Source organism: Micromonospora sp. IBHARD004 (genome assembly GCF_052814115.1).
Genome location: NZ_CP199934.1, coordinates 4,813,291 through 4,834,365 on the forward strand (window position 1 = coordinate 4,813,291; position 21,075 = coordinate 4,834,365).

General features: G+C 74.0%; 20 protein-coding genes. 7 read left to right on the plus strand and 13 right to left on the minus strand.

Annotated features, from left to right (window positions below; translation table 11 throughout):
* The first annotated feature begins 62 nt into the window (after positions 1-62).
* Positions 63-779: a maleylpyruvate isomerase family mycothiol-dependent enzyme gene (locus ACTWO6_RS23420; protein ID WP_446215942.1), complete on the plus strand. Its 717-nt coding sequence runs from the start codon at positions 63-65 to the stop codon at positions 777-779.
* A gap of 7 nt (positions 780-786) precedes the next feature.
* Positions 787-1,440 carry an MBL fold metallo-hydrolase gene (locus ACTWO6_RS23425; protein ID WP_446215943.1) on the plus strand — a complete coding sequence of 218 codons (654 nt, stop codon included), beginning with the start codon at positions 787-789 and terminating at the stop codon, positions 1,438-1,440.
* Positions 1,441-1,546: 106 nt separating this feature from the next.
* Here the strand turns inward: ACTWO6_RS23425 and ACTWO6_RS23430 are convergent, their stop codons facing one another.
* Both ACTWO6_RS23430 and ACTWO6_RS23435 read right to left on the minus strand, forming a co-directional pair.
* Positions 1,547-2,170, minus strand: a complete 624-nt coding sequence (locus ACTWO6_RS23430) for a DedA family protein (protein ID WP_446215944.1) — start codon at positions 2,168-2,170, stop codon at positions 1,547-1,549.
* A 100-nt stretch (positions 2,171-2,270) separates the two neighbouring features.
* On the minus strand, positions 2,271-2,945 hold the full coding sequence (locus ACTWO6_RS23435; RefSeq protein WP_446215945.1) for a class I SAM-dependent methyltransferase: 675 nt from the start codon (positions 2,943-2,945) through the stop codon (positions 2,271-2,273).
* Between the two features lie 180 nt (positions 2,946-3,125).
* On the opposite strand from ACTWO6_RS23435, the gene ACTWO6_RS23440 reads away from it, so the two are divergent.
* The gene (locus ACTWO6_RS23440; protein ID WP_007462771.1) at positions 3,126-3,329 is read left to right on the plus strand and encodes a cold-shock protein; all 204 of its coding nucleotides are present in this window, start codon (positions 3,126-3,128) and stop codon (positions 3,327-3,329) included.
* Between the two features lie 49 nt (positions 3,330-3,378).
* Here the strand turns inward: ACTWO6_RS23440 and ACTWO6_RS23445 are convergent, their stop codons facing one another.
* The 6 genes from ACTWO6_RS23445 to ACTWO6_RS23470 all read right to left on the minus strand — a co-directional run bounded on the left by ACTWO6_RS23445 (position 3,379) and on the right by ACTWO6_RS23470 (position 11,169).
* Positions 3,379-4,665 carry an MFS transporter gene (locus tag ACTWO6_RS23445; RefSeq protein WP_446215946.1) on the minus strand — a complete coding sequence of 429 codons (1,287 nt, stop codon included), beginning with the start codon at positions 4,663-4,665 and terminating at the stop codon, positions 3,379-3,381.
* Positions 4,662-5,237 (minus strand): ArsR/SmtB family transcription factor, encoded by a 576-nt coding sequence (locus ACTWO6_RS23450; RefSeq protein WP_446215947.1) that lies wholly within the window; start codon positions 5,235-5,237, stop codon positions 4,662-4,664. The genes ACTWO6_RS23445 and ACTWO6_RS23450 overlap by 4 nt, the downstream gene beginning before the upstream one ends.
* Positions 5,238-5,490: 253 nt before the next feature.
* On the minus strand, positions 5,491-7,158 hold the full coding sequence (locus ACTWO6_RS23455; protein ID WP_446215948.1) for a CocE/NonD family hydrolase: 1,668 nt from the start codon (positions 7,156-7,158) through the stop codon (positions 5,491-5,493).
* Between the two features lie 9 nt (positions 7,159-7,167).
* Entirely contained in the window at positions 7,168-8,643 is a 1,476-nt protein-coding gene (locus ACTWO6_RS23460) for a PhoX family protein (RefSeq protein WP_446215949.1), read from the minus strand.
* Between the two features lie 93 nt (positions 8,644-8,736).
* Positions 8,737-9,615: a transglycosylase SLT domain-containing protein gene (locus ACTWO6_RS23465; RefSeq protein ID WP_446215950.1), complete on the minus strand. Its 879-nt coding sequence runs from the start codon at positions 9,613-9,615 to the stop codon at positions 8,737-8,739.
* Positions 9,616-9,687: 72 nt separating this feature from the next.
* On the minus strand, positions 9,688-11,169 hold the full coding sequence (locus ACTWO6_RS23470; protein ID WP_446215951.1) for a DedA family protein: 1,482 nt from the start codon (positions 11,167-11,169) through the stop codon (positions 9,688-9,690).
* Positions 11,170-11,304: 135 nt separating this feature from the next.
* Between ACTWO6_RS23470 and typA the strand changes: the two genes are divergently transcribed.
* Positions 11,305-13,173, plus strand: coding sequence for a translational GTPase TypA (gene typA, locus ACTWO6_RS23475; RefSeq protein ID WP_446215952.1), 1,869 nt, complete (start codon positions 11,305-11,307; stop codon positions 13,171-13,173).
* Between the two features lie 184 nt (positions 13,174-13,357).
* Here the strand turns inward: typA and ACTWO6_RS23480 are convergent, their stop codons facing one another.
* Complete coding sequence (locus ACTWO6_RS23480) at positions 13,358-14,023, minus strand: class I SAM-dependent methyltransferase (RefSeq protein ID WP_446215953.1); 666 nt, start codon at positions 14,021-14,023, stop codon at positions 13,358-13,360.
* 73 nt (positions 14,024-14,096) lie between these two features.
* On the opposite strand from ACTWO6_RS23480, the gene ACTWO6_RS23485 reads away from it, so the two are divergent.
* Positions 14,097-14,963 carry a serine hydrolase gene (locus ACTWO6_RS23485; RefSeq protein WP_446215954.1) on the plus strand — a complete coding sequence of 289 codons (867 nt, stop codon included), beginning with the start codon at positions 14,097-14,099 and terminating at the stop codon, positions 14,961-14,963.
* A 36-nt stretch (positions 14,964-14,999) separates the two neighbouring features.
* Here ACTWO6_RS23485 and ACTWO6_RS23490 read toward each other — a convergent pair whose 3' ends face one another.
* Positions 15,000-15,794 carry a tyrosine-protein phosphatase gene (locus ACTWO6_RS23490; RefSeq protein WP_446215955.1) on the minus strand — a complete coding sequence of 265 codons (795 nt, stop codon included), beginning with the start codon at positions 15,792-15,794 and terminating at the stop codon, positions 15,000-15,002.
* A 47-nt stretch (positions 15,795-15,841) separates the two neighbouring features.
* On the opposite strand from ACTWO6_RS23490, the gene ACTWO6_RS23495 reads away from it, so the two are divergent.
* Together ACTWO6_RS23495 and ACTWO6_RS23500 are read left to right on the plus strand one after the other, a co-directional pair.
* Complete coding sequence (locus ACTWO6_RS23495) at positions 15,842-16,939, plus strand: mandelate racemase/muconate lactonizing enzyme family protein (RefSeq protein ID WP_446215956.1); 1,098 nt, start codon at positions 15,842-15,844, stop codon at positions 16,937-16,939.
* A gap of 58 nt (positions 16,940-16,997) precedes the next feature.
* Positions 16,998-17,915 (plus strand): C40 family peptidase, encoded by a 918-nt coding sequence (locus tag ACTWO6_RS23500; protein ID WP_446215957.1) that lies wholly within the window; start codon positions 16,998-17,000, stop codon positions 17,913-17,915.
* A gap of 56 nt (positions 17,916-17,971) precedes the next feature.
* On the opposite strand, the gene ACTWO6_RS23505 is transcribed toward ACTWO6_RS23500, so the two are convergent.
* The 3 genes from ACTWO6_RS23505 to pnuC form a co-directional block, all read right to left on the minus strand.
* Positions 17,972-18,970: a TerC family protein gene (locus tag ACTWO6_RS23505; protein ID WP_446215958.1), complete on the minus strand. Its 999-nt coding sequence runs from the start codon at positions 18,968-18,970 to the stop codon at positions 17,972-17,974.
* A 359-nt stretch (positions 18,971-19,329) separates the two neighbouring features.
* A complete protein-coding gene (locus tag ACTWO6_RS23510; protein WP_446215959.1) occupies positions 19,330-20,409 on the minus strand; it encodes an AAA family ATPase in 1,080 nt (359 codons plus the stop codon).
* The gene (gene pnuC / locus ACTWO6_RS23515; RefSeq protein ID WP_446215960.1) at positions 20,406-21,059 is read right to left on the minus strand and encodes a nicotinamide riboside transporter PnuC; all 654 of its coding nucleotides are present in this window, start codon (positions 21,057-21,059) and stop codon (positions 20,406-20,408) included. Before pnuC ends, ACTWO6_RS23510 begins: the two co-directional genes overlap by 4 nt.
* Positions 21,060-21,075 lie beyond the last annotated feature (16 nt).

Genomic DNA, 21,075 nt, shown 5'->3' on the forward strand with positions numbered 1-21,075 from the left:
GCCGACGCGCCGAAAGCGATTTCCCCGGCGACGCGCGGGCGGCGGACCGTTAGGGTCGACGGGTGACCAGCGATCCCCTGTTGCTGACCGGCGAGCTGGACGACGCCACCGCCCGGCTGCTGCGTACCGCGGCGGCCTTCGACGCCGCGGACGTCGCCGCCGCTTCCCTGCTCCCGGGCTGGACCCGCGGGCACGTGCTGACCCACCTCGCCCGCAACGCCGACGGCTTCGTCAACCTGCTCACCGCCGCCCGCACCGGCGAGCGGATTCCGATGTACGCCAGCGCGGACGCCCGTACCACCGACATCGAGGCCGGCGCCGGTCGCCCGCCCGCCGCCCTCCTGGACGACCTGCGTCGTACCGCGGAGCGGTTCACCGAGGCGGTCGACGCGATGCCGGTCGAGGCGTGGGCGGCGACCGTCGAGACGCGGCGCGGCCCGTGGCCGGCGGCGATGCTGGTCTGGGGCCGGCTCCGCGAGATCGAGGTGCACCACGTGGACTTGGCCGCCGGCTACCGGCCGGCCGACTGGCCGGAGGCGTTCGGCCAGCGGCTGCTGCACGAGGTGGCCACCGGGCTGGCCGGCCGGCCCGACGCGCCGGCCATGGTGCTGCGCTTCGACGGCGTCCGCCACGAACTCGTCGTCGGCGATCCCGAGGGGGCGCCCACGATCACCGCCCCCGCACCCGAACTCGCGGCCTGGCTGATCGGCCGGAGCGCGGGCGAGGTGCTCACCGTCACGCCCGACGGTCCCCTGCCGACTCCACCGGAATGGATCTAGAGACGCCATGACCTACAGCGGAGACGTCACCCCCGGCGGCGCGCCGGCGGTACGTGAGCTCGACCGGCTCACCATCACCAAGATGTCGGTGGGCCCGATGGACAACAACGCCTACCTGCTGCGCTGCCGGGACACCGGCGAGCAGGTGCTGATCGACGCCGCCAACGAGGCGCCCCGCCTCCTCGAACTGGTCGGCGACGGCGGGCTGGCCGCGGTGGTCACCACCCACCGGCACATGGACCACTGGGTGGCGCTGGAGGAGGTGGTCGCCAAGACCAGCGCCCGCCCGCTGGTGCACGCCGACGACGCCGACGGGCTGCCGATCGAGACGGAGACCCTCACCGAGGGCGACACCGTCGCGGTCGGCGACTGCGCGCTGGAGGTCATCCACCTCAAGGGGCACACCCCCGGCTCGATCGCGCTGCTCTACCGCGACCCGGCCGGCGTTCCGCACCTGTTCACCGGCGACAGTCTCTTCCCGGGCGGGGTCGGCAACACCAACAAGGACCCGGAGCGGTTCGGGCAGCTCGTCGACGACGTCGAGCACAAGCTCTTCGACCGGCTGCCGGACGAGACCTGGTTCTACCCTGGCCACGGCAGGGACAGCACCCTCGGCGCCGAGCGGGCCTCGCTGCCGCAGTGGCGCGCCCGCGGCTGGTGAGTCCCCGGCCCGTGCGGGCCCGACCGTCCGCACCGGCCGCCCGGTCCGACCCCGACGGTGGCCGCGCGCCGCGGCCACCGTCGACCCCCGTCGCCGGCGTGACCGGTCAGGCGGACGTGCCCATCCCGGCCAGCGCGCGGAGCCGGTGCCGGGTGCCGAGCAGCACCGGGCCGGCGAGCAGCAGGCCGACCGCCATCGTCAGCACCGTCGGGTTCGGCGCCCCGGGCAGCAGCCCGGTCAACGCCCGGGCCGCCGTGCCGAGGAGCACGTAGAGGCCCGCCCAGGCCGTCGCGCCGAGCGCCGCGCAGACCGCGAACCGCCGGTACGACATCCGCAGCCCGCCCGCCGCCAGCGGCAGCAGCGCGTTGAACACCGGCAGGAACGGCGCCACCAGCACCATCCGGCCGCCGCCGCGACGCAGGATCACCTCGGCCGCCGCCCACCGTGACTCGCCGATCCAGCCGCCCACCCGGCTGCGCCGCAGCTGGTCGCCCCAGCGCCGGCCGGCGAGGAAGCTGAGCGACCAGCCGGACAGGCAGCCGGCCACCACGGCCGCCACGGTCGCCAGCCCGGTCGCGGGCCGGCCGGCGCCGACCGCGGCGAGGATCGCGGCGTCGCCGGGCACCAGCACCCCGAGCAGCGGTACGGCGTCGGCGAGCATGACCATGCCGAGGGTGCTCATCAGCAGGGCGGTGGGCAGCTCACCGAACTGGGCCAGCAGATCCGTCATGCCCGTACGCTATGGCCGGCCGGGCGCCCCACACATCGGGTTCGATCCCCCACCGGCCCCTGATCCCGGCTCGGGGTCGACCCCGATCCGCCGCCGGCGCTCAGGCGGGGCGCAGCACCTGCACCCGACGCACCGGGGAGTCCACGGACGGCTCGGTGGTGGGCACCGGATAGCTGGCCACCACCTCCAGCCGCCCCGTGGGCAGGTGCCCCCGGTCGGGGTCGCCGACCAGCACCTCGGCACCGCCGGCGGCGGCGCGCTGCAGGAACGGCAGCACCCGTTCGGCCAGCGCCGCGTCGTAGAGGATGTCCCCGGCCACCAGCAGGTCCGCGGTCACCGTGGAGTCGAGCAGGTCGTCGGCGCAGGCGGTGACGAGCACCCGGTTGGCCCGCGCGTTGACGGTGACCGCCGCGACGGCGTACGGGTCGATGTCGTTGGCGACCACCTGGTCGGCGCCGGCGAGCGCGGCGGCGATGGCCACCAGCCCCGACCCGGCGGCCAGGTCGAGCACCCGGCGGCCGGCGGCCAGTTCGGGGTGGTCGAGCAGGTAGCGGGCCAGGGCCTGGCCGCCGGCCCAGGCGGAGGCCCAGTACGGCGGCGGCAGCGGGTGGCCGGCGACCGCCTCCATCCGGGCCCACCAGACGATCGCGTCCTCGGCCAGGTGCAGCCGCACCTCGGGCACGAACGGGGTCTCCATCAGCCGGAGCCGGTCCAGACCCGAGCCGGGCACGGTGATCTCCCGTTCCAGGTCGGCCAGCGCCGTGCGATCCCTCACCGGGGAAGCATGCCCCTGGCCGGTCCGGACCGGGTGGCTTTTCCCACTCCGCGCGGTTTCCTGAGGCGCGCCGGCACTTCCGGCAGCGAATCGCGCCCCGGGCGGCTACTGTCAGGGAAGTACAGGGCGATCACCGGCCGCGCGGTCGGTGCTCACCCGCTTTGAACAGGGAGAGATTGCATGGCAACCGGCACGGTCAAGTGGTTCAACTCGGAAAAGGGCTTCGGCTTCATCGAGCAGGACGGCGGAGGCCCGGACGTGTTCGTCCACTACTCGGCCATCGCGAGCAGTGGTTACCGGGAACTCAACGAGGGCCAGAAGGTCGAGTTCGAGGTGACCCAGGGGCAGAAGGGGCCGCAGGCGGACAACGTCCGTCCCATGTAGCTCCGTGCCGGTGGCGGCGGTCGGTTTCCGACCGCCGCCGCAGCGCATCTCAGGCCGGTTCCGGCGCCGCCGGCAGGTCGCGTCGCCGCCGTAGCGGCCCGACCAGCAGGATCAGCGGGGTCAGCGCCAGCCAACCGGTCATCACCCAGATCGCCCGGCCCGGCCCGTACGCGGCACCGAGCGCCCCGGCCAGCACGGCCGCCAGCGGGATCGTCCCGAAGTTGAGCAGCTGCATGCTGACCGTCACCCGGCCGAGCAGCGCCTGCGGGGCGTACGTCTGCCGGAAGCTGCCCTTCACGACGTTGCCCACGCTGACGGCGAGGCTGACCGCGACTCCGCCGAGGAGCAGCCAGACCACCCCGAGCCCGGGCCCGGCGAGCGGGATGAGCAGGGCGGGTGGCCCGCTGACCAGGGCGGCCAGCAGCATCGCGCGGGCGGTGCCGATCCGGCGGGCGACGGTCGTGGCGATGGTCGCGCCGACGATGCCGCCCAGGCTGGCCAGACCGATCAGCAGCCCGACCAGGCCGGGCGGCAGCCCCGCCGAGCGGACCAGGAAGACCACCAGGACGGCCTGGTAGCCGGTGAGCCCGATGTTGCTGGCGGCCCCGAAGAGGGTCATCACCCGTAGGTAGGGATCCCGGGCGACGAAGCGGATCCCGACGGCCACCTCCCGGCGCAGCGACGGCGGCCCGTCGAGGCGGGGCGCCGGGCGCTCCACCGCGCGGATGCGGCCCAGGCAGGCCGCGGAGACGAGGAAGCTCAGCGCGTCGAGCAGCAGGGCGGTGACCGCCCCGGCGAGCTGGGCGACCAGGCCGGCCAGCCCCGGACCGACGACGTAGCTCGCGGTCTGCGTGGCCTGCAGCTTCGCGTTGGCCTCCGGCACCTCCTCGGGCCGGAGCAGGGTCGGCAGGTACGCCTGGTCGGCGGTCTCGAAGAAGACCCGGGCCAGGCCCCCGCCGAGCGCCACGGCCAGCAGCTGGCCGATGGTGAGCACCCCGAGGACGGCGGCCACCGGCACGCTGAGGAAGAGCAGGGCCGACGCCAGGTCGCAGACGATCATCACCGGGCGGCGGGGCAGCCGGTCGACCCAGGCTCCGGCGGGCAGGCCGACCAGCAGCCAGGGCAGCCAGGCCGCGGCGGTGAGCACCGCGACCTGGAAGGTGGTCGCGTCCAGCACGGCCAGCGCGACCAGCGGCAGCGCCACCGTCGTCACGTTGCTGCCGACGCTGCTCACGGCCTGCGCGGTCCAGAGCAGCCGGAAGTCCCGGTGCCGGAACAGCCCGCCGCGCGGGCGTACCGGCGGGTCGGGCACCCGGCTCATGGTGGCGGTGCTCACGGCTGGGCCGGGATGCCGTACGCGAACAGGAAGACCGGCTCGCGCCGCCGCCCGTCGTCGGGCACCGCCCGGTCCGCCCACCGGGCGAGCAGGTCGATCATCTCGCGCCCCAGCTCGGCCAGCTCCTCAGGGGTGAGGTGCAGCCAGCGGTCGGTGGAGAAGGGGCCGTCGCCCCAGGCGGCCTGGGCCTCGTCGGTGGCGGCGTGCCAGGCGCGGGCGAGGGAGACCTGTCGGTCCAGGTTGAGCGAGGTGGCGGCGTCGGCGATCGCCCGGGCGGCGGGGTCGGCGTCGAAGTCGGTGTTGGACCAGCGCACGCCGCGGCTCTGCAGGCGCCACCACCGCTCCCGGCGGTCCCGGGCCAGCTCGGGAGCCTCGGTGACGAGCTCTGCGGTGGCCAGCACCTTGAGGTGGTGGCTGACGTTCGCCGGCGCCTGGTCGGTCCGCTCGGCGAGCAGCCCGACCGTCGCCGGCCCGTGCACCTTGAGCACGTCCATCAGGCGGCGGCGGAGCGGGTGGGAGAGCGCGGCGAGGACGCGGGAGTCGGTCACGTGTCGGACGTCGGGGTTCGGCATGCCCCCATCCTGATACCCGCAACAGCAGTTGCGCAACAGCTATTGCGAAGCCATCGTTGCGGGATCCGGTGACCCGCCGCCGGAGCCCGCGTCATGGCTTCCCCCTCCCGATCGTTCGCCGGCCGGCCGGCACAGATATCACACCGGGTAGAGGACGGGGTGATCCGGGGATGCCCCCGGCGAGTGCTGCACGGCACCGGGCAGTTGACCCGACCAAAGCTGCTCTTTCAGCGGTCTGCCCAGGTCAGCGGCACTATCTGGAACTGAGAGAAGACTGTGGACCAACGCCGATGAGCGGCAGGACGACCGCCGACGGATGCTCCGGATCGTGCAGGATCTCCCGCCTACCGGCACGCAGCGTGACGGCCGTGCCGAGCGGTTCGCCGGTGCCCGGGTTGCGCGCGTACCGCGGGTGGGCGCCGCCGGAGACCTGGACCCGCAACCGGTGCCCGGGGGCGAACCGGTGCGCGGTCGGCCAGAGGGTCACCGGCACCCGCACCACGCCGGACGGACCGGTCGGGAAGCGGCCCGGCGCGACCCGGACCAGCCCGTCGCAGACGTTCCAGGAACGACCCCGGCGGTCCACGTCGCAGAGCCGCACGAAGACGTCCAGGTAGGAGAGTTCGCTGCGGACCTGGATCTCGGCGTGGACCGGGCCGATCACCTCCACCGGCGCGTCGAGCGGCGGGCTGGTGTAGGTCAGCACGTCCGGCCGGGCCTCCACCGGCCGGTTGTCCACCGCGCCGGCCCGCTGGGCGACCAGCAGCGGTCCGCCGAGCGACGGTGTGGGGTCGGTGGGGTCGTACCAGATCGAATCCGGCACGGACGGGGCCGGCGGGTCCGGCGTGAGGCCGCCCCCGGCGTGCAGGTACCACCGGGTCGACGCGGCCGGCGGGGGCCAGTCGGGCAGGTCCCGCCAGCCACCGCCCGCTCCCCCGACGTGCACCCGCACCGGCGCGGCACGGGCGACCGGGCGGCCGGCCAGGTGCTCGTCCAGCCAGTCGAGGCCGTCCCGCAGGGCGGCCACGAAGAGCCCGGGGCTGCCGTGGGTCCACGGTCCGACGGTCAGTCGCGGGTGGGCGCCGGCGGCCCGCAGCGCGGCGTAGTCGTCGAGCTGGGCGGGGAGGAAGATGTCGTGCCAGCCGCTGATCATCGCCACCGGGGCGCGCACCTCGGCGATCCGGTCGCCGAAGACCCGGGACCGCCAGTAGTCGGCGTCCGGGGTGTGGTGGCGCAGCCACTCCTGGAAGAAGGGCACGGTGACGCCGGTGGCGATCCGGTCGGCCTCGGCCAACGGCAGGTGGGCCAGCGCGGCGGCCAGCCGGGGCTGGCCCCGCTTGAGTTCCCACTGCCGGGCCAGCCACGGCACGGTCTGCGCCTGGAGCAGCTCCGCCCAGGTCAGCACCGTGTCCAGGGCGAACGACTCGCCCGCGTACGTCGAATCGCGGGTGCCCGAGGCGGTCACCACCGCGACCATCGCCCTCAGCTCGTCGGCCGTCTCGGCGGCGACGGCCCACAGCACGAAGCCCTGGTAGCTGGCGCCGAACATGCCGAACGCGCCGGACCACCAGCGCTGCCGGCGCAGCCACTCGACGGTGTCCAGGCCGTCGTCGCGCTCGTGCACCAGCGGCGCGAACTCCCCGCCGGAGCCGTACGTCCCCCGGCAGGACTGGATGACCACGTGGAAGCCGCGCTCGGCGGCGAGCCGGCCGAGCAGGCGCATCGGCCCGCCCCGCCCGTACGGGGTGCGGATGAGCACGGCCGGCGCGCCGGGCAGGTCCGGGGCGTAATGGTCGGTACGGAGGGTGACGCCGTCGCGGACCCGGACCGGGATGTCCCGGGTCACCGCGACCAGCCACCGCCGTGCGGCGGGCAGCCGCAGCACGGCGGTGGCGAGTCGGGTAGCGAGCCGGTCCAGCACGTCGTCCGGTCAGACGCCGATGCCGCGCCAGTCGCCCCAGATCGCGAACGTCAGCCCCCGGCTCGCCTGAATGTTGACGAACAGGGTGTGCCCGTCCGGGCTGAAGGTGGACCCGGCGAACTCGTCGTTCGACCGGTCCGCCCCGGTGCTGCTGACCAGCCGGTTCAACGCGATGTCGAACAGCTCGCCGCGCGGGGTCAGGCCGCGTACGTAGTTGTCGTCCACGTTGTCCTCACAGACGACGATGGTGCCGCGCGGACTGGTGGTCACGTTGTCCGGGAAGTCGAGCACATCCGGCCCGGGCGACTCGTAGACCAGGCGCAGCACCTGCGACCGGCAGTCGTACGCCCAGACCTGGCCGTGCCCGTTGCCGTAGCCGTCCGCGATCGGCCCGGTGGACGCCTCGGCAGGCCCACCGCCCTGGGTGGCGGTGAAGTAGACCGCCCCGTCGTCGTACGCCGAGCCCTCCAGCCGGGAGAAGTAGGCGGCGCCGCGCGCCCAGCCCTGCCGGGAGACGTACGTCAAGGCCGTGTCGTTGCTGGTCGGCGCCACCTGGCCCGGGGTGTACGGGAACTCGGGCGCCGGGTCGTCGATGTCCACCCATTCCACCGGGTAGGTCGCGTGCCGGCGCTGCGCCGCAGCCAGGTCGAGATTGGGCCGGCCGCGCACGGCGAGCATCTGCAATCGGCCGCCGTCGCCCAGCCGACCCGACCGCATCGGGTGCTCCGGCGGGGTGTACCGGTAGAAGCCGGACGCATAGCCGAAGTTGTCCTCGGTCAGGTAGAGGTGGCCGTCGACCGGGTCGAACGCCACCGACTCGTGGGCGAAGCGGCCGGCCGCGGTGACCGGCCGCCGGTCGGACGGCCCGTCCACCGGGACCTCGAAGATGAAGCCGTGCGGCTGGGTGAGCGGCACGTTCGACGTGCGGGTGAAGTCGGGGCCGACGTCGGGCCCGTTGACCGTCTCCTCGCAGCTGATCCAGCTGCCCCACGGCATCCGGCCGCCGGAGCAGTTCATCATGGTGCCGTTCAGGCTGGTCCAGGCCCGGCGTACCTCGCCGAACCGGGTGACCTCGACGGTGGTGGTGCCGCCCTGCGCCATCGGGTCGTACGCCAGGGAGGCGTCGCCGAAGGCGGGACCCGGGCTGTTCACCTCGTGGTTACGGACCAGCCGGATCGTGTCGCCGGGGCCCCGGAAGGCGCCCATGCCGTCGTGCCGACCGGGCAGCCGGGTGCCGTCGTCGAGGATGACCGGGAACTCGGTGTCGTGGAACGACCGGTACTGAAAGCCCTCGGGCAGGTGCAGGCGGACCTTGCCGTCGCGCAGGTCCGGCACCGGGCCGAGGGTGGGGTGCGGCGCCGGGCGGCGGCCCACCGCGCCGGCCTCACCGCGGGCGACGAACCCGAGGAACGGGCCGCCGAGGACGGCGCCGCCAGCCGCCGCCGCGGCCCCGCGGAGCAGGGAACGCCGGTTGACATCGGGCATCGGGACTCCTTTGTCGCCGGTGGCCCCGTCGGTCGGGACCGGTCCACAGGAGATCTTCGTCACCTGGTCACCGCATCGGCATCCCCCGCCCGGTCAGTAAGTCAGGCAGACGCACTCGGTCATCAGCGCGCGCACGTTACGCACGTACTGCGGGTTGGGGATGGTCAGCGGCTCGCCCTCCCGGGCCACCGCGTTGTGCCCATAGTTGTACGCCGAGATGATCGCGTTGAGCAGGCAGGAGTTCAGCTCGTCGGTGCAGAGCGAGGCGTTTAGCCGGTAGTCGGACTCGAAGTACATGTCGCCGATGTACTTGGTCAGCCAGGCCAGGTAGTTGGCGCCGAGGTAGGCGTTGTCCCGGTAGTCGCCGATGTCGTACGACTGGCCGAAGCGCTGGTTCATCCAGTCCGCGGTGGCCGGCATGATCTGCATCAGCCCGATCCCGCCGTCGCAGGCGACGATGTTGGACTGCCAGCCGCTCTCCTGCCAGGCGGTCGCCTTGAGCAGATTGAGCGGGATGGCGATGTCCGGCGCGGAGGTCGGCCAGTAGGTGCGGGCGGCAGCGTCGCCGAGCGCCGCCTTGACCTGGCTGCGCGTCGCCTGGGTGCCCTGGTAGGTGGGCTGGCAGCCGCTCGGCGCCGGCTTCGGCGGGGGCGGCGGCACCCGCGTCTCGGTCGGCGGCTTCGGGGTGGAGAGCGGCCCTGCCGACGTCCGGGTGGGCTTCGGCTTCGGCTTCACCGTCGGACTGGCGCTCGGGCTGGCCTTGGCGCTGGGCGCCGCGCCCATCGCCTCGACCCCCGGCGGCACCTCGCTCGGCTGGTCGCCGGGCGCCTCGACGGGCGCCTCCGTCGGCAGCGCGACCGGCGCGGCCAGCTCACGGGGCGCGGGGTCCGCGCCGCCGCAGCCGGTGATCCCGCCGGCCAGCAGCAGGCCGGCCACCACCGCGGCGCCCATCCGACCCATCCCTCGACGCATCTGACCCCTCCCCGTGGCTCTGCGCCGGACCCTAGCAAGGACCGGCCGGGTCGCGGGGACCCCGAGGGCCGCTCACCGACCGGTCCATCGACGCCGGGCCGGCTCCGGCGCGCCGCCCCCGACAGCTCCCGTCGGGTCTTCCGGGAGCGCGCGTCGCCGGCCGGGCGCCGCGGTCGGTTCGTCGCCGGCCGGGCCGTCGGCCGCCCGCCCGTCGCCGACCGCCCGGTCCCGGGTGGCCCAGGCGACCATGAACACCGCCGTCCAGGCCATGCCGAGCAGGACCGAGGTGGCGGTGCCGCTGGCCGTGCTCCAGCCGAGATAGAGCCGGGCGCCGCCGATCGCCACCACGCCCGCGACGGCGACCGTCCAGGCGGCCACCGCAGCCGGCCAGTGCGCTCCGCGGGACAGCAGCCAGGCCAACGTGCCGAGGCTCGCCGTCACCACCGCGTTCTGGGTCGGAAACAGGACAGCGGCGTCGCCCGCCCCGCCCGGTCCGGTGAGATCGGCCACCACGGCCAGCACCACCAGCGGCACGAACGCCCCCACCGTGCCGACGACGCTCAGCAGGTCGGCCCGCCAGGGCCGGTGCCGCCAGGCGAGCACGGCGGCGACCAGCGCGACCACCACGATCAGGAACGACCCGCGCAGCACCGAGGCCGCCGTCGACGCGGCGTGGACCACCCCGGTGGTACGCCGGTCGGCGAACCAGTCGGTGAGCAGGCCGTCGACCACCGCGAGCCCGCTGTACCGGACCCCCGCCTCCAGCGCGAAGGCGATGGCCAGCCCGGCGGTGAAGAGCAGCACCAGGCCGGCGGCGAGGTTGAGCAGCAGCGTCCAGGCCGGTCCGATCCGCGTGGTGAGCAGGAAGAAGAGCACCCCGTAGCGGGCCCGCAGCCAGCGCAGCGGCGGCAGCGCGGCGGCCCGGGACGCCAGGGCCCGCGCCGGGTCGGGGTTGCGGCCCAGCCACCGCCCGGCCAGCACCACGGCCACCAGGCAGAGCAGCAGCACCCCGACCGCGCCGGTGGCCCGGCCGAGCAGGTGGGAGACCCGCTCGTACGACTCGCCGGCGAGGTAGCCGAGCAGGACCGAGGCGCCCACCCAGGTGACCACCCCGGCCAGGTTCCACGGCGCGAACCGCCGGTACGGCAGGCCCGCCGCGCCGGCCAGGCGGGGCGCCAGGGTGCGGGCGAAGGCCACCCAGCGGGCGGCGAAGTACCCCCGCCCGCCGAGCCGGGCGAGCATGGCGTCCGCCCGGTGCCAGCGCTCGGGGCCGATCCGGTCGCCGAGGCCGGAGGCGCGCAGCCGCGGGCCGTAGCGGCGGCCGGCCCGGAAGGCGAGTGTGTCGCCTATCACGGCAGCACCCGTCATCACCAGCAGCGCCGGAATAATCCGCAGCGTCCCCGCGTAGGCTAAGAAGCCGACCAGCAACAGGGTCGCCTCTCCCGGCACCAGCAAGCCGAAGATCACCGCCGTCTCACCTGCGACGATCGTCGCGGCGACCAGGTAGATCAGCAGGGACGGCAGGCCCTGCAGCGACATCAGCAGGTCAGGCATCCGGTCCCCAGCAGCACGGGGGCCAGCATGCCAGCCGCAGGAACGGTCGGAACAGCAGTTTCGGCAGAGATCCGGGCGATATCGGGGGTCACCCCGACACGCGCCCCGGCAACCGCAGACAGGAGTATGGAGGGTATGCAGCTTCGCACCGACCTCCGCAACGTCGCCATCATCGCCCACGTAGACCACGGCAAGACGACCCTGGTCGACGCCATGTTGCGGCAGGCCGGCGCCTACGGCGCCCGCGGTGAGGTAACCGAGCGGGTCATGGACTCGGGGGACCTGGAGCGGGAAAAGGGCATCACCATCCTGGCCAAGAACACCGGCGTGCACTACCTGCCGGCGGACGGGTCCGATCCGGTCACCATCAACATCATCGACACTCCCGGCCACGCCGACTTCGGCGGCGAGGTCGAGCGCGGCCTGACCATGGTCGACGGAGTGATCCTGCTGGTCGACGCCAGCGAGGGCCCGCTGCCGCAGACCCGCTTCGTGCTGCGCAAGGCGCTGCGCGCGCGCCTGCCGATCATCCTGGTGATCAACAAGGTGGACCGGCCGGACGCCCGGATCAAGGAGGTCGTGGACGACACCTACGAGCTCTTCCTCGACCTGGACGCCGACGAGGAGCAGATCGACTTCCCGATCGTCTACGCCTGCGCCCGCGACGGCGTCGCCTCGCTGACCCAGCCCGCCGACGGCTCGGTGCCGGACGACAGCAGCTCCCTGGAGCCGCTGTTCCGCACCCTGCTGGACACCATCCCGGCGCCCGCGTACGAAGAGGGCGCGCCGCTGCAGGCGCACGTCACCAACCTCGACGCCTCGCCGTTCCTCGGCCGCCTCGCGCTGTGCCGGGTCCGGCAGGGCACCATCCGCAAGGGCGCGACGGTGGCCTGGTGCCGCACCGACGGCAGCACCCAGCGGGTGCGCATCTCCGAGCTGCTGATGACCGAGGGGCTGGAGCGTAAGCCGGCCGACTCGGCCGGCCCGGGCGACATCATCGCGGTCGCCGGCATCCCGGAGATCATGATCGGCGAGACGCTGGCCGACGCGGAGGACCCGCAGCCGCTGCCGCTGATCACCGTCGACGAGCCGGCGATCTCGATGACCATCGGCACCAACACCTCGCCGCTGGTCGGCCGGGTCAAGGGCTCGAAGGTCACCGCGCGGATGGTCAAGGACCGGCTCGACAAGGAGCTGGTCGGCAACGTGTCGCTGCGGATCCTGCCGACCGAGCGGCCGGACGCCTGGGAGGTGCAGGGCCGTGGTGAGCTGGCGCTGGCCATCCTGGTGGAGCAGATGCGCCGGGAGGGCTACGAGCTGACCGTCGGCAAGCCGCAGGTGGTCACCCGGGAGATCGACGGGAAGACCTGCGAGCCGGTGGAGCGGCTGACCATCGACGCCCCGGAGGAGTACCTGGGCGCGATCACCCAGCTCCTCGCGACCCGCAAGGGCCGGATGGAGCAGCTGGTCAACCACGGCACCGGCTGGATCCGGATGGAGTGGCTGGTCCCGGCGCGTGGCCTGATCGGCTTCCGCACCGAGTTCCTCACCGACACCCGGGGCACCGGCATCCTGCACCACGTCTTCGAGTCGTACGAGCCGTGGTTCGGCGAGCTGCGTACCCGCAACAACGGGTCGCTGGTGGCCGACCGGTCGGGGGCGGTCACCGCGTTCGCCTTGATCAACCTTCAGGAGCGCGGCCAGCTCTTCGTCGAGCCGACCACCGAGGTGTACGAGGGCATGATCGTCGGGGAGAACTCCCGCTCCGACGACATGGACGTCAACATCACCAAGGAGAAGAAGCTCACGAACATGCGCGCCTCGACCTCCGACGAGACCGAGAAGCTGATCCCGCCGCGCAAGCTGTCGCTGGAGCAGGCCCTCGAGTTCTGCCGCGAGGACGAGTGCGTCGAGGTGACCCCGGCCGCGGTGCGCATCCGCAAGGTGGTGCTGGACCAGACCCAGCGCGGCCGGATGGCCGCCCGCCGCAAGCACGCCGGCTGACCCACCCTCGGCCCCACCGGAGCCCGGACCGCCCCCGGCGGCCCGGGCTCCGCCGTATCCGCCCCCGCCGCCCTCTCCCCCACCCCGCCCCGTTGATCATGAAGCTGTCGCCACGACACGCCGGGGCGGGTGACAACACCTTCGTGATCCACTTGTCTGAGCAGGAGGCAGGGGCGGGGCGGCGTCAGGTGGGTCTGGTGGCTTGGAGGGCGAGGATGTCGGGAACCGGGCCGGAGCCGGACTCCGCGACCCGGGTCAGCGTCAGGCCGGCGTCGGTCACCGCGTTGAGCAGATCGGCCAGCGGCAGGTGCCAGGCGCCGACCCGGGCTCGTACCCCGTCCGCGTTCCAGGCCCGGAAGGAGCGCTCCCGCTCGGCGTAGCCGCCGTCGATGACGATCCGGTCCCTCTCGGACCGATCGGCGAACGCGCCGACGAAGCAGGGGTGCACCCCGAGGTGCACGAGGCGTCCGCCCGGCGCGAGCACCCGGGCCGCCTCGGCGATCGCCGCCGGGTAGTCCGGCATGTCGGTGTGGGCGAGGACGCAGACCGCGGCCGGCACCGCGACGTCCGCCAACGGCAGCGCGGTCGCGTCGGCCCGGGCCACCGGCAGCCGGGGGCGTGCGTGGCGCAACTGCCCGGCCGACAGGTCCACCCCGACCGGGTCCCAGCCCAACCGGCGCAGCTCCGCCGCGTGCGCGCCGGTGCCGCAGCAGAGGTCGAGGCAGCGGCCCGGACCCGAGCCGAGCAGCTCCCGCAGCAGGCCCCTGACCCGATCGCTGTAGTCGACGGCGGAGGTGGTGACGTAGTCCTCGTACCAGTCGGCGATGGCGTCGTATGCAGAGGTCGTCATACCCCCGCACGCTAGGCGGCCCGGCGGCGTACCGCTGCCCCACGCGGGGTGATGATCGGCTACGGTCACCGGCATGATCTGGGACGACCTCGACGCCCACCTGGACAAGGTGCCCGGCACCGTCTCCGCGTACGTGGGGCGGCTGGACGCCCGACCGACCTGGACCCGGCTGCCGGACGCCACCCACTACGCGGCCAGCACCATGAAGGTCGCCGTGCTGGTGGCGCTGCACCGGGCCGCCGAGGCCGGCACCCTCGACCTGGACACACCGATCCCGGTGCGCAACGAGTTCGACTCCGCGCTGCCGGGCGTGCCACGGTTCGCCTGCGCCCAGCACTACGACAACGACGACGCCGTGTGGGACCGGGTCGGCGGCACCGCGCCGCTGCGCTGGCTCGCCGAACGGATGATCGTGCGGTCCAGCAACCTGGCCACCAACATCGTGCTCAGCCAGGTCGGGCTGCCGGCGGCGGCCCGGGCCTGGGCGCTCGCCGGGGCCCGGCACAGCGTCACCGGCCGGGGCATCGAGGACTTCGCCGCCCGGGACGCCGGCATCACCAACCTGGTCACCGCCGGCGACCTCGCCGCCCTGCTCGGCGGGCTGGCGGTCGGCGCCGACCGCCCGGGCCCGCTGGCCGCCCCGGCGAGCTGCGCCGCCATGCTGGACGTGCTCTTCGCCCAGGAGCACCGGGAGGACCTCGCCGCCGGGCTGCCCGAGGGCACCCGGATCGCGCACAAGAACGGCTGGGTACGCGGGGTACGGCACGGCGCCGGGGTGGTCTTCCCGGCCGACGCCCCGCCGTACGCGATCGTCGTCTGCACCACCACCGACCTGGCCGACGGCGGGCCGAGCGGCGAGGAGATCGAGGACGACGCCTGCCGCCTGATCGCCACCGTCTCGGCCCGCGTCTGGGACGCCCGGCACGCCCTGGCCGACTGACCCGCCACACCGCTGCCCGCCCCGGCCGGCGCCACCTCAGTCCAGCAGGTTGTCCCGCAGCGCGGCGACCACCTCGTCGGTCACGCCCAGCCCGTCGCGCAGGTACGCCCCGAACGAGCCGTGCACCCGCCGCACCTCGTCGTAGGCGGCGTCCAGGTACTCCGCCCGCACCTCCAGCAGCGGCCGGGCCGTCGCCGGGTCGAGGTGCGGCTGCCGCCGGGTCATCGCGGCCAGCAGCACCTCGCGCAGGCTCTCGGTCAGCTCGTTGTGCCGCAGGTAGTCCGCCCGGATCGCCGCCTCGTCCACCCCCAGCGCGGTGAGCAGCACGACGGCCAGCCAGCCGGTGCGGTCCTTGCCGGCCGAGCAGTGGAAGAGCAGGGGCAGGTTCCGCTCCTCGGCCGCCAGCCGCACCGCCGCCCCGAAGCCCTCCCGGGCCGCCGCCCCGGAGACGAACCACCGGTAGATCTGCACCATCGCCGCCGGCATGCCCTCCCGGGCCAACTCGTCGTAGGCGGTCAGGTCGTGGCCGAGCAGCACCGCCGAGACGTACGTGAAGACCGGGTGCGCCGGGTCGTACACCGGCAGGTGCACCACCCGCGGCTCGCCCACCAGCCGGTCCGGCGGGGCGACCTCCTGCTCGGCGGCGTCCCGCAGGTCCACCACGCAGGCCGGCCCCAGCTTGCCCAGCACCGGCAGGTCCTCGTCGGTCAACCGGCCCAGCGCGGCGGTCCGGATCAGCCGGCCGGCCCGCACCCGCCGCCCGTCCGCGGCGGGCAGGCCGCCCAGGTCACGGGCGTTCGGTGCGCCCACCAGTTCCCAGTCCCGCTGCATCGTCCGGCCTCCCCTGTTCGCGCCCGCCTGCGTATAGGGTGCCGCACATGACGATCGCCGCGGTACGCACCCACCGGCTTTCCGCCCCCTTACACACCCCGTTCGTCACCGCGCTGCGCCGGACCACCACCGTGGACACCCTGGTCGTCGAGGTGATCGACGACGACGGGCGGTCCGGTTTCGGCGAGGCGCCGCAGGTCTGGCAGGTGACCGGCGCGTCCGTCGCCGGTGCGGAGGCGTGCGTCCGGGAGCTCATCGCCCCGGCCCTCGCAGGGCGGGACGCCGACGACCTGGTGGCCCGCTGCGGCGAGGTGCAGCGGGTGGTGGCCGGCAACGAGTCCGCCAAGGGAGCCGTCGACACCGCGCTGCACGACCTGGCCGCCCGGCGGCTCGGCGTACCGCTGGTCCGGCTGCTCGGCGGCACCACCCGGCGGGTCCCGACGGACGTCACCCTGGCCGCCGGCGACGCGGTGGATCTGGCCGCCGCCGCGAAGCAGCGCCGGGGCGAGGGGTTCGACGTGCTCAAGCTGAAGGTCGGCACCGACGCCCGCGGGGACCTGGACCGGGTCCGCGCGGTCCGCTCCGCGGTCGGGCCGGGGGTGCGGATCCGGCTGGACGCCAACCAGGGCTGGACGCCGCGCGAGGCGGTCCGGATCATCCGCGGCATCGAGGACGCCGGCCTCGACGTCGAACTGGTCGAGCAGCCCGTGGCCCGCTGGGACCTGGACGGGCTGGCCTGGGTCAGCGACCGCGTCGAGCTGCCGATCCTCGCCGACGAGTCGGTCTTCGGCGTGCGCGACCTGGTCGAGGTCATCCGTCGCCGGGCCGCCGACATGGTCAACGTCAAGCTCGCCAAGTGCGGCGGCCTGCACCCGGCCCGCACCCTGCTCGACCTGGCCGCCGCGCACGGCGTCGGGACGATCGTCGGCTCGATGATGGAGAGCCAGATCGGCGTCGGCGCCGCGGCGAGCCTGGTCGCGGCCTACGGCACCACCGCCGTGTCGGACCTCGACGCGGCCTGGTGGCTGGCCTGGTCACCGGTGCGGGGCGGGATCCGGTACGACGGCGCGACGGTCGTGCTGCCGGACACCCCCGGGCTCGGCGTCACCTCGGTGACTGAAGCAAAGATGCAGACCCGTGGTTGATGATCGTTGGAATCTTTCATAGGGTCGCGGGTGACAGCGGCGCGAGGTGGGGGTGGACGTGGAGCTGCAACCGGGCCGCGAGGCCGTCGTCCGGGTCCCGGTGGCGACCCTCTGGGTCTCCCCCGACGCGGTCCGGCCGGTCGACCGTCGCGCCCTGGCCGGCGACCCGGACGTCCCGGCCTGGATCGCCGGGCTGGACCACGACCAGCAGGTCGGCGACTGCGTGCTCAGCCAGCTGCTGCTCGGGGAGCGGGTGCTGGTCACCGAGCTGCGCGCCGACGGCTGGGCGCACGTGGTCGCCGTCGAGCAGCCGGCGGCGAAGCTCGACCCGCGCGGCTACCCCGGTTGGCTGCCCACCGCCCAGCTGGCCCCGCTCCTGCCCGAGCGGCAGCGGTCGCCGCAGTTCGTGATCGACGCCCTCGTGGCCGACCTGCACGCCACGCCCGGTGGTCCGCTGGCGCGTCCCGGGGTGGTGCTCGGCACGCGGCTGCACCGGGCGGGTCCGCTCTTCGACGGCTGGCTGCCGTGCCACGTTCCCGGGCACGCCGAACCGCTCTGGGTTTCCGAGACCGACGTGGTCCCCCTTCCCGCCGAGCGGCCGGAGGCCAAGGAGGTCCTCGCCGTCGCCGACCGGCTCCGCGGCCTCGTCTACATCTGGGGCGGGCTCTCCAGCCTCGGCATCGACTGCTCCGGCCTGGTGCACCTGGCCTGGCGGCGGTTCGGGGTGACGCTCCCCCGGGACGCCGACGATCAGGCCGAGGCCACCACCCCGCTGGCGCTCGGCGAGGAAATCCCCGGCGACCTCTACTTCTTCGCCCGGCCCGGCCGCCGGATCCACCACGTCGGCATCGTCACCGCCGAGCCGCAGGGCGAGCAGCGGCGGATGCTGCACGCCTGCTACCGGCAGCGCCGGTTGGTCGAGGAGCAGCTGCCCGCCGACCGGCTGGCCACCCTGGTGGGCGCGCACCGGGTCTGACCCCCGTACGCGAAGAAAGGGCGCTCCCGACGACGGGAGCGCCCTTTCCCGACGGGTCAGCGCCGGGCTTCGGCCAGCTCGCGGCGCCGGTCGCGGGACGACTTGACCAGGCTCGCCGCGGTGGCCACGGCCAGGGTGCCGAGGATGACCGTCAGGGAGAGCCAGATCGGGATGTGCGGGGCCCAGCCGACGTGCTGGCCGCCGTTGATGAACGGCAGGTTGTTGTCGGCGAGGGCCTCCAGGACCAGCTTGACCCCGATGAAGCCGAGCACCACGGCCAGGCCGTAGCTGAGGTAGATCAGCCGGTCCAGCAGCCCGCCGAGCAGGAAGTAGAGCTGCCGCAGCCCCATCAGCGCGAAGACGTTCGCGGTGAAGACCAGGTACGGCTCCTGGGTGATGCCGAAGATCGCCGGGATCGAGTCGAGGGCGAAGATCAGGTCGGTGGTGCCGATCGCGATCATCACGATCAGCATCGGGGTGAAGAGCCGCCGGCCTTTCTCGTGGGTGGTCATCTTCGCGCCGTCGAAGTCACGGGAGATCGGCAGCGCCTTGCGGCTCCACCGGATCAGCAGGTTCTCGGTGAACTCGTCCTCGTCCGGCTCGCCCTGCCGGGCCAGATTGACCGCGGTGTAGATCAGGAACGCGCCGAAGATGTAGAAGACCCAGGAGAACTGCGAGATCAGCGCGGCGCCGGCGGCGATGAAGCCACCGCGCATGACCAGCGCCAGCACGATGCCGACGAGCAGCACCTTCTGCTGGTACCGCCGGGGCACCCCGAAGCGGGCCATGATGATCACGAAGACGAAGAGGTTGTCCACCGAGAGGCTGTACTCGGTGAGCCACCCGGTGTAGAACTGGCCGGCCACGCTCGGGCCGGAGGTGAGCCAGAGGCCGACCCCGAAGAGCAGGGCCAACCCGACGTAGAAGCCGACCCAGAGGCTCGACTCCCGGACACTGGGCTCGTGCGGGCGACGACCGATGATGAAGAGGTCGACGAGCAGGACCGCCGTCATCGCGACGAGAGTCCCAGCCCACACCCATCCGGACACGTTCAATTTCCATCCTCCGGCAGACACGCAGCGTCGGGCACACCGTACGCCGAGTAAGGGGTCGGGGTGCGTCGACGCTGACTCTGGTGACTGTCGGAGGTCTCTTCCGCCACCGACCCGGGAGACGGGCCGCTGACCGACGGAGCCGGGTCGTGCCGCCAGGGGTCGGCGGCCGTCCGTGCTGACGACTCCGTCGCGGGGGAATACTCCCCTCCTCGGCCGCCATTCTTCACCATCCGGGGTGGCCGGCGCATCTCCGGCAGGCCCGATTGACGGTGGGATCACTTTCCGGGGGTGCGGGAGGCCACACCGGCTACGGCGTCCTAGGAGGCTAGGTGTCCGGATTGCCGGCTCCGGCGCCGGCGTCAGGCGGCGGGCAGCAGGGGGTCGGCGAGCGACCAGCCGGCCGCCAGCAGCGCGTCGCAGGCCGCCACCGCCGTGGCCAGCCGCTCGGGGTGCGGGCCGCGCAGCTCCACCACCGGCACCCCGCAGTCGGCCAGTCCGGCCCGGAACCGCCCGGTCATCCAGGCCCGCAGGTGCTCCCCGTCGCGCAACCCGTCGTCGTCGAACGGGACGCCTTCGTGGTCGGTGAGCAGGTACAGCGCCGGCCGGCGGGCCGCCGCCCGGACCGCCGGCGAGGCCGACCCGAGGTACCGCTCCTCCCAGACCGCGGTGGCCCGGGCGTCGGTGTCGCAGAACAGCAGCGGGCCGCTGGTCCGGGCCGCCGCGTCCTCGGCGGCCTGCTGCGCCCGGACCACCTCGACGAAGTCGTCCCGGTCCCAGGTCACGTCGAAGACCGTCGCCGCCGGGCGCCGGCGCCGCAGCTCGACGAGCTTGCGGACAGTCAGCTCCCGCCCGTACTCGGGGACCCATCCGGTGCGGTAGTGGTCCGCGAGCGCCGCGGCCATCGTCGTGGTGCCGGTGGACTCGGCCCCCACCACCACGACCCGGCGGACGAACCAGGCCCGCGCCGGCGGGCTCAGCCACCGCCAGTGCCCCGCCGGGTCCGCCCGCACCGCGGTGCCGGAGACCGGCACCGCCCGCCGGTCGGCGTCCACGCAGACCGGCACGGCGTCGAAACGGCGGGCCAGCTCCGCGCCGTACGCCTCCGAGGAGAAGACCGCGTCGACCGGCTCCGCCCCGACCGCCTCCCGGAACACCGCGCAGTGGGCGTCCCAGACCACCGGGTCGGCATAGTCCACCGGATGGTCGTCGTACCGCCCGACCACCCGGACCCACGGGGTGGCCGCGTGCGCCTCGCGCAGCCAGGCGACCCGCTCGTCCAGCGGGATCGACTCCCGCCGGGACGGCGCGACGACCACGGTGACCGCCGCGCAGCGGGCCGCCGCCGCCTCGATCAGCGCGTGGTGCCCGGCGTGCGGCGGGTAGAACTTCCCCACCACCATGCCGTGCCGGAACTCCGGCTCCTCGCGCCGTGCGGTCACGCGGCCACCGGGGCCGGGCCGGGCGGCACCAGGGTCGCCGCCGACCGCTCGCGCAGGTCGGCCCGCCAGGCCCGCAACCCCACCACGCAGAGGGCCAGGAAGATCAGGTAGAGCCCGCCGGTCAGCCAGAGCCCCTTGTACGCGTAGAGCGGGATGTAGATCAGGTCCGCCACGATCCACAGCCACCAGCTCTCCACCAGCTTGCGGGTCTGCCCGTACGTGGCGAGCAGCGAGAGCGCGGTGGTCAGCGCGTCGGCCAACGGCACCGTCGAGTCGGTGGCCCGGTCCAGCAACGCCCAGAGCCCGGCGGTGAGCAGCACCCCGGCGACCCCGAGGGCCCACCACTCCCGCCGGCCGGTACGGGCCACGATGAGCCGGCTGCGCCGCTCCCCGCCGAAGAGCCAGTGCCACCAGCCGTACACCCCGAGGACCACGTAGACGACCTGGAGGCCGGCGTCGGCGTACAGGCCGGCGGTCCAGAAGAGCAGCATGAGCAGCAGCACGTTGGCGATGCCGATCGGCCAGTTCGCGATGTGCTGCCGGGCTACGAGCCAGACGTTGACCACGCCGGTGGCGAAGCCGAGCAGCTCCGCCCAGGTGGTGCCGGTCCCCGCCACCGTGAACGCCGTACCGGTCAGCCAGTCGAGCATGTGGTCCTCCCCCGTG